Source organism: Ralstonia sp. TCR112, from assembly GCF_007997035.1.
In the GTDB taxonomy this organism is placed as follows: domain Bacteria; phylum Pseudomonadota; class Gammaproteobacteria; order Burkholderiales; family Burkholderiaceae; genus Ralstonia; species Ralstonia edaphi.
This window is the reverse complement of the sequence record NZ_VOSS01000091.1, coordinates 16,790-28,948: the sequence shown is the minus strand read 5'-3', so window position 1 is coordinate 28,948 and position 12,159 is coordinate 16,790. Positions and strand designations below refer to the sequence as shown.

8 protein-coding genes and 3 pseudogenes are annotated in these 12,159 nt (G+C 64.4%); 8 read left to right on the top strand and 3 right to left on the bottom strand.

Features of this window, described 5'->3' with window-relative positions; genetic code table 11:
• Nucleotides 1-17: 17 nt before the first annotated feature.
• The 5 genes and pseudogenes from FUT88_RS20505 (at nt 18) to FUT88_RS20485 (ending at nt 6,177) form a co-directional block, all read left to right on the top strand.
• Entirely contained in the window at nt 18-1,427 is a 1,410-nt protein-coding gene (locus FUT88_RS20505; RefSeq protein WP_147217860.1) for an enolase C-terminal domain-like protein, read from the top strand.
• 41 nt (nt 1,428-1,468) lie between these two features.
• Nucleotides 1,469-3,070, top strand: coding sequence for a galactarate dehydratase (garD, locus tag FUT88_RS20500; protein ID WP_147217858.1), 1,602 nt, complete (start codon nt 1,469-1,471; stop codon nt 3,068-3,070).
• 1 nt (nt 3,071) lies between these two features.
• Nucleotides 3,072-3,916 (top strand): annotated as a pseudogene (locus tag FUT88_RS20495) (NAD-dependent epimerase/dehydratase family protein).
• Between the two features lie 4 nt (nt 3,917-3,920).
• The gene (locus FUT88_RS20490; protein WP_147217856.1) at nt 3,921-4,823 is read left to right on the top strand and encodes an SMP-30/gluconolactonase/LRE family protein; all 903 of its coding nucleotides are present in this window, start codon (nt 3,921-3,923) and stop codon (nt 4,821-4,823) included.
• A gap of 52 nt (nt 4,824-4,875) precedes the next feature.
• Nucleotides 4,876-6,177, top strand: a complete 1,302-nt coding sequence (locus tag FUT88_RS20485; protein ID WP_147217854.1) for an MFS transporter — start codon at nt 4,876-4,878, stop codon at nt 6,175-6,177.
• Between the two features lie 18 nt (nt 6,178-6,195).
• On the opposite strand, the gene FUT88_RS20480 is transcribed toward FUT88_RS20485, so the two are convergent.
• Nucleotides 6,196-6,777: a hypothetical protein gene (locus FUT88_RS20480; RefSeq protein WP_147217852.1), complete on the bottom strand. Its 582-nt coding sequence runs from the start codon at nt 6,775-6,777 to the stop codon at nt 6,196-6,198.
• A 257-nt stretch (nt 6,778-7,034) separates the two neighbouring features.
• On the opposite strand from FUT88_RS20480, the gene FUT88_RS20475 reads away from it, so the two are divergent.
• The 3 genes and pseudogenes from FUT88_RS20475 to FUT88_RS27090 all read left to right on the top strand — a co-directional run.
• On the top strand, nt 7,035-7,820 hold the full coding sequence (locus FUT88_RS20475) for an MHYT domain-containing protein (protein ID WP_147217850.1): 786 nt from the start codon (nt 7,035-7,037) through the stop codon (nt 7,818-7,820).
• A gap of 95 nt (nt 7,821-7,915) precedes the next feature.
• Nucleotides 7,916-8,209 (top strand): annotated as a pseudogene (locus tag FUT88_RS27215) (DNA translocase FtsK 4TM domain-containing protein); the annotation flags it as partial.
• Nucleotides 8,210-8,397: 188 nt separating this feature from the next.
• Nucleotides 8,398-10,646, top strand: a pseudogene (locus FUT88_RS27090) (DNA translocase FtsK); the annotation flags it as partial.
• Nucleotides 10,647-10,886: 240 nt separating this feature from the next.
• Here FUT88_RS27090 and FUT88_RS20465 read toward each other — a convergent pair.
• Nucleotides 10,887-11,399, bottom strand: a complete 513-nt coding sequence (locus FUT88_RS20465) for a hypothetical protein (RefSeq protein ID WP_147217848.1) — start codon at nt 11,397-11,399, stop codon at nt 10,887-10,889.
• Nucleotides 11,353-11,982 carry a hypothetical protein gene (locus FUT88_RS20460; RefSeq protein WP_147217846.1) on the bottom strand — a complete coding sequence of 210 codons (630 nt, stop codon included), beginning with the start codon at nt 11,980-11,982 and terminating at the stop codon, nt 11,353-11,355. Before FUT88_RS20460 ends, FUT88_RS20465 begins: the two co-directional genes overlap by 47 nt.
• Nucleotides 11,983-12,159: the final 177 nt, after the last annotated feature.

Here is a 12,159-nt window from a genome sequence, read left to right as displayed (position 1 = left end):
CCACGGGAGCCTTGTAAGTGACGTTGCAATCGATCGAGTCCGGCGCGCGCACCCACACACCGCGGGTGACGGAGATGCAGGTGATTCCCGTCGCAGGCCGCGACAGCATGCTGCTGAACCTGTGCGGCGCGCACGCCCCGTTCTTTACGCGCAATCTCGTCATCCTGAAGGACAACGCCGGGCGCACCGGCGTGGGTGAGGTGCCGGGCGGGGAGGGCATCCGCCAGGCGCTGGAGCGCGTGATTCCGCTGGTGGTCGGTCAATCGATCGGCCGTACCAACGGCGTGCTGAACAGCATCCGGCGGGCGCTGGCCGGTGGCGGCAATGCCGCGCATCAGGCGACGGTGCACCAGGTGACCTCCGCTTCGGAAGCCGCCGTGCTGCGCCAGCCGCACGAGATCAACCTGCGCATGGACAACGTCATCACGGCGGTGGAAGCGGCGCTGCTCGATCTGCTTGGCCAGTTTCTGGAGGTGCCGGTGGCAGAGTTGCTCGGTGCCGGCCAGCAGCGCGATAGCGCCCCGATGCTCGCCTACCTGTTCTACGTGGGCGACCGCCGCAAGACCGATTTACCGTATCTGGATGGCGCGAACGGCACCGACGACTGGCTGCGCCTGCGCCACGAAGCTGCCATGACGCCCGCCGCCATCGCACGACTCGCCGAAGCCGCCACCGACCGCTACGGCTTTGCCGATTTCAAGTTGAAGGGCGGCGTGATGCGCGGTACGGATGAGATGGAAGCGATCGCCGCCATCAAGGCGCGCTTCCCACAGGCCCGCGTCACGTTGGACCCGAATGGGGCATGGTCGCTCAACGAGGCCATTGCGCTGTGCAAAGGCCAGGCGCATCTGCTGGCCTATGCCGAAGACCCGTGCGGCCCCGAAGCCGGCTACTCGGGCCGTGAGGTGATGGCCGAGTTCAAGCGCGCCACCGGCATCCCGACGGCCACCAACATGATCGCGACCGACTGGCGGCAGATGGGCCACGCCGTGCAGCTGCACGCGGTCGATATTCCGCTGGCCGATCCGCATTTCTGGACCATGCAAGGCTCCGTGCGCGTGGCGCAGCTGTGCGACGAGTGGGGCCTGACGTGGGGCTCGCATTCCAACAACCACTTCGATGTGTCACTGGCGATGTTCACGCATGTGGCCGCCGCCGCCCCAGGCAACATCACGGCCATCGACACGCACTGGATCTGGCAGGAAGCCGAGGAACGCCTGACGCACGAGCCGCTGCGCATCCAGGGCGGCCACGTGGCCGTGCCGGAGCGCCCGGGCCTTGGCATCGAAATCGACATGGACCGCGTCATGGCCGCCCATGCGCTGTACAAGACCCTGGGCCCTGGCGCGCGTGATGACGCCATGGCCATGCAGTACCTCGTGCCGGGCTGGACGTACGACCCGAAACGTCCGAGCTTGGGACGTTGAAACGAAACCCGTTTGAGTTTGAATCAATCACGGAGTCTGTGATGTCTGAACCGACGCTGGCCCCCGAGGCCGGCAACGCAACTGAAAAGGCGCTGACGATCCGCGTGCACGACGGTGACAACGTCGCCATCGTCGTCAACGCACGCGGCTTGCCTGCCGGCACGGCGCTCGCCGATGGCACGGTGCTGGTCGAAGGCGTGCCGCAGGGGCACAAGGTCGCGCTGGTGGACTTGGCCGAAGGCGATGCGATCATCCGGTACAACGAGGTGATTGGCTATGCCGTGAAGCCGCTGCCGCGCGGTAGCTGGGTCAACGAGCATGCCGTGAAGCTGCCGTCTGCCCCCGCGCTGGATGAATTGCCGCTGGCCACGCGCCCCGACCCCAAGCTCGCCAAACTCGAGGGCTACACCTTCGAGGGCTATCGCAACGCAGACGGCACGGTGGGCACGAAGAACGTGCTCGGCATCATGACCAGCGTGCAATGCGTGGCGGGCGTGACGGATTACGTGGTGGGCCGCATCAAGCGCGAGCTGCTGCCGCGCTTCCCCAACGTCGACGATGTGGTGGCGCTGAACCACGTGTACGGCTGCGGTGTCGCCATCAACGCACCGGCCGCCATCGTGCCCATCCGCACGCTGCAGAATCTGGCGCTCAATCCGAACTTCGGCGGCGAGATCATGGTGATCGGCCTGGGCTGCGAAAAGCTCGTGCCCGAACGTCTCGTGCCGGAAAAGCTCGCACCGGGCGGGCGCATTCCGATCGAAGTGGCCGGCACCGCAGATTCGCCGGTGCTGCGTCTGCAGGACGAAGCCTTCGACGGCTTCATCGGCATGACCGACGCCATCATGGAGATGGCCGAGCGCCGCCTGGAACATCTCAACAAGCGCCAGCGTGAGACCTGCCCGGCATCCGATCTCGTGGTTGGCGTGCAGTGCGGCGGCAGCGATGCGTTCTCGGGCGTGACGGCCAATCCGGCGGTCGGCTTTGCGGCGGACCTGATCGTGCGCGCGGGCGGCACCGTGATGTTCTCGGAGGTGACCGAGGTGCGCGACGCCATCCATCTGCTCACGCCGCGCGCCGTCGATGAAGACGTCGGCCGCGCGCTGCTGCGCGAGATGGCCTGGTACGACAACTATCTCAGCGGCGGCCAGACCGACCGCAGCGCCAACCCGTCGCCGGGCAACAAGAAGGGCGGGCTGTCTAACGTGGTGGAAAAGGCGCTGGGTTCGATCGTCAAATCGGGCGGCACGCCCATCGTCGATGTGCTTGGCCCCGGTGAGAAGGTGCGTCGCAAGGGCCTGATCTTTGCGGCGACGCCCGCCAGCGATTTCGTGTGCGGCACGCTGCAGCTGGCCTCCGGCATGAACCTGCAGGTGTTCACGACTGGCCGCGGCACGCCGTACGGCCTGGCCATGGCGCCGGTCATCAAGGTGTCGACGCGCAAGGCGCTGTCCGAGCGCTGGCATGACCTGATCGACCTTGATGCCGGCCGCATCGCCACAGGCGAAGCCAGCATTGCCGACATCGGCTGGGAGCTGTTCCACCTGATCCTTGACGTGGCGAGCGGCCGCAAGCAGGTTTGCGCCGACAAGCTCGGCCTGCATAATGCGCTGGCCCTGTTCAACCCCGCCCCGGTGACCTGATATGACGACTGAAGTGAACGTTCAAAACGATCCGCTCGACGGCGTGACCACGCGCTGCCACCGCCTGCTGCTGACCGGCGCCGGCGGCAACCTCGGCAAGGTGCTGCGCGAGCGTCTGCCCAAATACGCCGATTCTTTGCGCTTGTCTGATATATCAAATCTCGGCGAGGCGCGAACCGGTGAGGAAATCGTGCCGTGTGACCTGGCTGACGCGAAAGCCGTCGATGCGCTCGTCGCTGGCACCGATGCATCGTGCATCTGGGCGGCGTATCGGTCGAGCGGCCGTTTGAAGAGATCCTGCCGGCCAACATCGCAGGCACCTACAACCTGTACGAAGCCGCGCGCCGTCATGGCGTGCGCCGCATCGTGTTCGCCAGTTCGAACCACACCATCGGCTTCTACAAGCAGGGCGAGGTGATCGACAGTACCGTGCCCACCAAGCCCGATGGCTACTACGGGCTCAGCAAGGTGTTCGGCGAGCAGCTCGCCAGCTTCTATTTCGATCGCTACGGCATCGAGACGGTGGCCATCCGCATCGGCTCTTCGTTTGCCGAAGCGAAGGACCGCCGCATGCTCGTCACCTGGCTCGGCTATGACGACCTGGAGCAGCTCATCCGTCGCGCGCTGTTCGTGCCAAGCGTGGGCTTTACGGTCGTCTACGGCATGTCGAACAACCGCGACCGCTGGTGGGACAACCGCCATGCCGCGCACCTCGGCTATCAGCCCACGGAGACGAGCGAGATCTTCCGCGCGCAGGTCGAAGCCCAGCCGCCGCTGCCTGCCGATGACCCGGCCGCGCAGTATCAGGGCGGGGCGTTCGTCAAAGCCGGCCCGTTCGGAGACTGACGCAATGCAGCGGAACGTAGAGCCGACCGTCGAACGGATTGGCAACATGCAATGCGGCGTCGGCGAAAGCCCGATCTGGCACGCTGGCGAGCAGGCGCTGTATTGGACGGACATTCCGGGCCGCAAGCTGTGGCGCTGGAATTACTTCTCGGGCCAGGCAGACAGCTGGGCGCTGCCCGAGATGGCCGGCTGTATTGCCATGGCGTCCGACGGTTGGGCGATGGCAATGGAGACCGGCATCTTTCTCGCGCCACCGCCCCGCGCCGGCACGCAGCTTGGCCCGCTGCAGCGCCTCGCCACGGTGGAGCACGCACGCCCCGACATGCGCTTCAACGACGGCCGCTGCGACCGCCAAGGCCGGTTTTGGGCCGGCACGATGGTTTTCGACACGTCGCTCGGTCTGCCGCTCGGCAAGCTGTATCGGCTGGATGCGGAGGCTGCTCGCGCCGGCCGCGTCGACGTCGTCATCGACGATCTGATCGTGCCGAACGGCCTGGCCTTCAGCCCGGACGGCAAGACGATGTATCTGTCCGATTCGCACGCGAGCCGCCAGATCATCTGGGCCTTCGACTATGACATCGACAGCGGCATGCCGCACAACCGCCGCGTCTTCATCGACATGAACGCGCACCGTGGGCGCCCCGATGGCGCCGCGGTGGACGCCGACGGCTGCTACTGGATCTGCGGCAACGATGCGGGGCTCGTGCACCGCTTTGCGCCGGACGGCCGCCTCGATCGCAGCATCGCCATTCCCACGTCCAAGCCTGCCATGTGCGCATTCGGCGGGCCTGGGCTGGACACGCTGTTCGTGACGTCGATCCTGATCGGCGACGACCCGCTTTCGGGCGCCACGTTTGCAGTGCGCCCGGGCGTGACTGGTTTACCGGAACCCGTCTTGCACCTCTGAAACCGCAGTACGCCCCATACACAAGAAGAACGGGGGCTTTAGGAGACAACACATGAAACCCATCAAAGGCTTGCGCTGGTGGATCATCGGCCTCGTGCTGAGCGGCCTGATCATGAACTACCTGGCGCGCAACGCGCTGGCCGTGGCGGCGCCTGAAGTGAACAAGGTGCTGAACATCAGCACGCAGCAGTACGGCTACATCGTCGCGGCGTTCCAGGCGGCATACATGGTGATGCAGCCCGTGGCGGGGTACGTGCTTGACGTGCTGGGCACCAAGCTGGGTTTTGCGCTGTTTGCGGCGGCGTGGTCGGTGGTCTGTCTGCTGCACAGCACGGCGGGCGGTTGGCTGTCGCTGGCGGCGTTCCGCGCGATGCTCGGGATGACGGAGGCGGCCGGTTTCCCATCGGCACTGCGGGCAACGGCAGAGTGGTTCCCGGCCAAGGAGCGGTCGATCGCAACCGGCTGGTTCAACATCGGCTCGTCCGTGGGCGCGGTGGTGGCACCGCCACTGGTGGTTTGGTGCATCCTGCACGGCAACTGGCGCTTCGCCTTTGCCGTGATCGGCGGGCTCGGGCTGGTGTGGAGCGTGCTGTGGTTCCTGCTCTATCGCGTGCCGGCCAAGCACCATCGCTTGTCGGAAGAAGAGCGCAACTACATCCGCGCAGGCCAGGAAACACCCGATGACAACGCCAACGTGCCAAAGCCATCGTGGGGCAAGATCGTCAGCGGCCGCCGCTTCTGGGGCATCGCCATCCCGCGCTTTCTGTCGGAGCCGGCGTGGCAGACGTTCAACTATTGGATTCCGCTTTATATGGCCACCGAGCGCCATATGAACCTGAAGGAGATCGCGCTGTTTGCGTGGCTGCCGTTCCTGGCCGCAGACGTTGGCTGTGTGCTGGGCGGGTATCTGGCACCGTGGTTCCAGAAACGTTTTTCGGTGTCGCTGGTGACATCGCGCAAGCTGGTGATGGTGACGGGCTGCCTGTGCATGATCGGCCCGGCCTGCATCGGGCTTGCCACGAGTCCCTACACGGCGATTGCGCTGTTCTGCGTGGGCGGCTTTGCGCACCAGACGCTGTCCGGCGCGCTGTACACGCTCACGTCCGACATGTTCGGCAAGCACGAAGTCGGTACGGCCGTGGGGCTGGCGGGCATGTCGGGCTACATGGGCGGCATGCTCTTCTCGCTGGCGGTCGGCACGCTGGCCACGACCATCGGCTACAACCCGCTGTTTGTGGCGCTGGCAGTATTCGACATCGTGGCGGCCATCCTCGTGTGGACGATGCTCAACGATAAGCAGGCGCGCCCCGTGCCGATGCAGCCGGGCGGGACGGCACCGAGCACCGCGGCTTGATTCTGCTGCTCGCCCCGATCAAGCGGCCCGCTGAGCGACCTTTGGGTTGAGCTTGGCCGGGCTGAGCGGATCGAAGTCGACCCACTCGCCGTTGCGCCAGCGGCCTGCGGCTTCTTCGACATCCATACCGCCGACGCTGGCGAGGATACGCGCGGCTTCGGCTTCCCGGTCCGGTGTCACGCGCACGGCCAGCAGGACGCCGGAATGCCGCGTGCGCAACGTGGCATCGGCCGGCTGTGCGGGGTGGGGCTCGTCGCGTGTGGCGACCATGGCACCCGCCAGCGAACCGATATAGGCGCCCACCCCGGCCGCCACCACCGAGAACAGCACGGCCACGTGCAGCGCAATCAGCACGACCACCCCCGCGACAGCGCCAATCGCGGCGCCGATCGCCATCCCCTTGCCGGCGCCGGCATGGGCGCGTGCCGCACCCGGGTCGGCGTTGCGGTCGCCGCCAATCGGAAATGCCGCATGCTGGCCGGACGGGTTGACGAAGAAGACGTTCACGTCGTCCTCGGAAAAGCGTTGGGCGAACAGTGCACGCGCGGCCTCTTCGGCGCGTTCAAACGTATCGAAACGGGCTGCGACGATGAGCGACATGGGAACTCCTGAGAAACGCATTTCCCATAGCGCAAGCAAGTCGGGGGCCCGCGCCAAAAGTCGACCCAAAGTTACCTAGATCAGGTGATTGGCCGGGCAATCACTCGTGGCCATACTTGGCCCCCAAGGCCCGCTCGAGGCCATGCCAAATCCAGACAGACGATAACGAAAACGTGGCCGTCCAGAGCAACGGGCGGCCGGCCGATACCGCCCGGCAATCCGGCGGTCTTTTGGTATTCAAAACGGGAGGGTGTGTCATGTTCAACGGCTTTTCTGCGGTGCCGGGCGCGATCGTGCCTTATGCATACGACTGGCTGCTGGTGGGGCTGTCGTATCTGATCTCGGTGGCGGGGGCGTATGTGGGCTTGCGATGGTCAAGACGCGTGCGCAACAAGAACGGCACCCTCGACATGGACCGGTTGATCTGCGCCAGCGTGGCGCTCGGCGGCGGGGCGGTCTGGTCGATGCACTTCATCGGCATGGCGGCTTACCGGACACCCGTCCGGATCGAGTTCGATCTCTTCATGACCATGATGTCGCTGCTGGTGGTGATGGTGTTTGCCGCTGGCGGGCTCGTCATTGCGTCGCGCACCACGGGCAACCGCCTGCGCAACATTGCCGAGGGCGGCGTGCTGACCGGCCTCGGCGTGGCGGTGATGCATTACACCGGCATGGCCGCTGTGCATACGAACAGCAACTTCGACTGGGACGTCTCCATCATGGGCGTCTCGGCCTTGATTGCGGTCGTGGTATCGATGGTCGCGCTGTGGCTGGCAACAACCGTCAAGACACGCGGTCAGCAGTTGGGTGCGGCGCTGATCATGGGCGTGGCCGTCTGCGGCATGCACTACACGGGCATGACGGCCGGCACGATGATCTGCACGGGGCAGAGCTACTCGCCGTCGCTGTTCGCCATTGAAGGCAGCAATATCGGCTACGCGGTGTTTGCGCTGGCCGGCACCGTCCTGATGATCATTCTGCTGATCGAGGCGTCGCGCAGTGCAAGCAGCGCACGCGCCACCGCATCGGGCACGCTGCGCTGAAACGTGTTGCCAGAACGCCCGGCCGGGTGTTTTTCGGCTGGGCGATTCTCATGGCGGTGGCGCGCACCGCTACAATCGCGGCCTGGCATTTGTAGATGGCGTTTGAAATGGTGCTTGGCTGGTTTGGCATTTCCACCGTGTGGCTGCTGCCGCTGGTGTGGCGGTATGTAACGCGCGCGCTGGCGGGGGAGCGGGATTTCCTCAAAGGCCGGGGCACCGTGCGGCTCTGGCTGGTGACGCTCGTCGCGTTGAGCGCCAGCGCCGCGCTTGAAGCCCTGACTTCTGGCGCCGACCCGCAGGACAAGGCCGGCGGTGCTGCCGGGCGCGCATTGTCGTCGCTGTTCTCTCACATGCTGGGCTGGACGGGCGCGTTCCTCCTGATGCTCGGCGTGCTTGTCTGGGTCGCCCCCATGGTGTTCGGACGATCGTGGGGCCAGGTGCTGAACCGCCGCCGCGCCGCTGATGCCGAGGCGTCTTCCGAGCCGGTCACCCGCCACGACGAACCCGTTGACGATGGCTTGAAGCCGACCGCGCTCGGACTCGGCGGGGCAGGGGAGACGCGTTGGACCGCTAATGCCGGCCCCGCGCAGCCGGCGGTGCGTCACCGTGGCATCGAGGCGGTTTCTGCCCGACGCCAGCCCGCATGGCAGCCGCCCCCGCGCACGCGCCCCTCGCCGCCGCAGCCCGGCGAGATCTGGCCGCTGATCGATGCAAAGAAGGGTGCGCCGGCAGAGACGCCAGCAAGCGCCAAGGCGCGGCCCGCAGCTCCACCCACTCCGCCGCAGACGCCCGCGGCACGCCCAAAACCGCGTGCCACCATCGTCAGCAGCCCGTTCCATCAACCGCAACTTGGTCTGCAGACGCAGGCGCCAGCGCCAGCTCCGGCGGCCTCTGTGCCGCAGGCCGTGCCCGCTGCCGAGCCGCTCGTGCTCGCCGAGCCGACGGCGCCGGAGTTGGTGGAGGCGAAAGCCGACGTCGCAGAAACGCCCACCGTCGATCTGGATGCCGTACGCCAAGAAGCCGAGGCGCTCCTGGCCGAACTGCGCGGCCTGATGGCGCCCGCCGTAGCACCGACGCCCGCGCAGGAGGTCGCCGAGCCGATCGTGGAAGCTGAAGCCGCCCCGATTGTTGAAGCACTGCCCGAGGTCGAAGCGCTGCCCGCAGCACCGTCCATCGAACCGGCCGCGCAGCCGGAAGTCGCGCCTGCCGTGCCTACGCCCAAGCCGCGCATCGTCTTGCCGGCGTGGTGGGGGAGGTGGTGTCGCGCGCGGCGCCGGTCATCGCCTCGCGCCTGCGCCCGCACCCGCGCCAGCTGCAGCACCTGCGGCGCCACGCATCGTCGACTACCGCCTGCCGGGCGCCGGATTGCTGACCGCCGCATCCCCCAGCGCGGAATCCGTCTCCGCCGAGCATCTGGAAGAGACCAGCAACCTGATTGCCCAGCGTCTGGCCGAGTTCAAGGTGCCGGTCACGGTCGTTGGCGCGTCGGCCGGGCCGGTCATCACGCGTTTCGAGGTCGATCCGGCGATTGGCGTGCGCGGCGCGCAGGTCGTCGGGCTGATGAAAGACCTGGCGCGGGCGCTGGGCGTGACGTCCATCCGCGTCGTCGAAACCATCCCCGGCAAGACATGCATGGGCCTGGAGTTGCCCAATGCCAAGCGCGAAATGATCCGCTTGTCGGAAGTCGTGAACGCAGCGGATTTCCAGTCGCATGCGTCGCACCTCGTGCTGGCCATGGGCAAGGACATCACCGGCAACCCGGTGGTGACGGATCTCGCACGCGCCCCGCACCTGCTGGTGGCCGGCACGACGGGCTCCGGCAAGTCGGTCGCCGTCAACGCGATGATCCTGTCGATGCTGTACAAGGCCACGCCAGATGACGTGCGCATGATCATGATCGACCCGAAGATGCTGGAACTCTCGGTGTACGAGGGCATTCCGCATCTGCTCGCGCCGGTCGTCACCGACATGAAGCAGGCCGCGCACGCGCTGAACTGGTGCGTGGGCGAAATGGAAAAGCGCTACCGCCTGATGTCGGCGCTGGGTGTGCGCAACCTGGCCGGCTACAACCAGAAGATCCGCGCGGCAGAACAGGCCGGCCGCAAGGTGCCGAATCCGTTCTCGCTGACGCCCGATGCGCCCGAGCCCCTCTCGACGCTGCCGATGATCGTGGTCGTCATCGACGAACTGGCCGATCTGATGATGGTGGCCGGCAAGAAGATCGAAGAGCTGATCGCGCGCCTCGCGCAGAAGGCCCGTGCCGCCGGCATCCATTTGATTCTGGCGACGCAGCGGCCGTCGGTGGACGTCATCACCGGCCTGATCAAGGCGAACATTCCGACGCGCGTGGCGTTCCAGGTGTCTTCCAAGATCGACTCGCGAACGATTCTCGACCAGATGGGCGCCGAATCGCTGCTCGGCCAGGGCGACATGCTGTTCCTGCCGCCGGGCACCGGCTACCCACAGCGCGTGCACGGCGCGTTTGTCGCCGATGAAGAAGTGCACCGCGTGGTCGAACACTGGAAGCAGTTTGGCGAGCCCGAATACGACGACGCCATCCTCGCCGGTGATCCGGGGGAAGCTGCCGCGAGCGGCGATTTGTTCGGTGGCGAAAGCGGAGATGCGGAAGCTGATCCGCTCTACGACGAGGCTGCGGCGTTTGTGCTCAACACGCGCCGCGCGTCGATTTCTTCCGTGCAGCGGCAACTGCGCATCGGCTACAACCGTGCCGCGCGGCTCATCGAACAGATGGAAGCGGCCGGGCTGGTGTCGCCGATGGGGCGGAATGGGCAGCGTGAGGTGCTGGCGCCGGGAGGCGGGGAGTGACAGGCGGGTGTCTGCCACTCCTGAGCGGTGCGGCGCGACCGATTCATTGCGTCTTGCGGCGGACCTGAAGACCTTTGGCCGACTGGCGGTTTCCCAGAAACCCGGTCGGGTATCAACCGCCGCGATGTCGATGGTAGCTAGCAGCCGTGCAATCGCTACGCCGACTTGAGTCGGCACGCTTTGAGGTGCAATAGACAGATGCATGCCCGCCGAGCCATGGTAAGCGCAAAGATATCGGAGCTATGGAGCAACATACTCCACGTAGAACAACCAGTGATTTTTGCCCGTACGGATCGCCATAGCACGCTTGGCGTGCCTTGTAACCAGTGAACTCACGTCGCGGACTGGAACGCCATTACCAACTGACGGGCCCAAGAGAAAGGACCTCTCGTCGCCGGTAAGCCAAGGCCGGACAAAGTTCTGAAGAACCGAGGTGCTCCCAGAGTAAACCGGCAACGCAAGGATAGCAGTTTCGCCTGAATCTGCTATCACTGCGGATGCGACCAAAGAAACATAGTCAGTTGGACCAGGGATAGAGTCTCTCCCGCCTTCCGGAAGCGTGACCAATTCAAACTTTACCGTTTGAAGTTCACTATTGAACTTCATATATTTTGAAAATGACTCTTTATCGGTGTTTTCTTGCATTTCGCTTCTGGAGCAGCTGGTAAAAATAACCGCAAAGATAGCCGCAAAAAAGATATTTAATTTATATTTTATTGCGAATTCGACGGTTATCTTGAGGGCGCCTATCACTGACTTCTCCACTCTTGTTTGTGGTGGCTTCGATATTTCTTCCATCGCCTTCCCACCATGTCAATGTTCGGGATATTTTCCCGCGATTTGTGTACTGCTGGGCGAGACCTGTTATTTCAAAACGTCCATTGTCCGAATCTGGTATGCCGGTGGCGATATCCTTTGCGCCAGGATTGAAATTGTATCTGTCTTCCATGTGGATAACAATATCGGCTATGTATTTATCCTTGCCGGCTTTTGTGTCATGTTCTATTCGAATTTTTCCAGATAGCCAAACGAAATGGGCGCCAATGGCCTTCTGCCAGTTCTCCGTTCTCGGGTATGGCAATTCTGCGCTGGAACCTACCGCATAAGGATCGCCTGTAATCTCAAAAGAGTCTCTATTCTGACCGATCTTCTCTGCGTGGTATTTGAAGTCACCTTCAATAGAAATTAACGTGCGCCGTCCGCTTGGATCATTGTCTATGTAGCGCTGATAGCTGATGACTCGATCGGCACCATTCCCAAATAGAAAATGCCTGTAGGCTGCGGTCGCATCGGCAAGATCAGGGCGAAACGCTTCGGCACCTTCAAGCTTCGCCACCCATTTTGCAAGTGCTATGCGATCCGACGCCGTGGGGTCCCGTTTTGGATAGACATCGAGAAATCCGTTATCGTGCTTAATATGAGGCGGCGTCTCTGGCCCGAGATGGTATCGTCCCGACCTGTCAACCATTTGTATGTCAATGATGGTCGCACTGTTCTTTGTCTCATTGGTGGT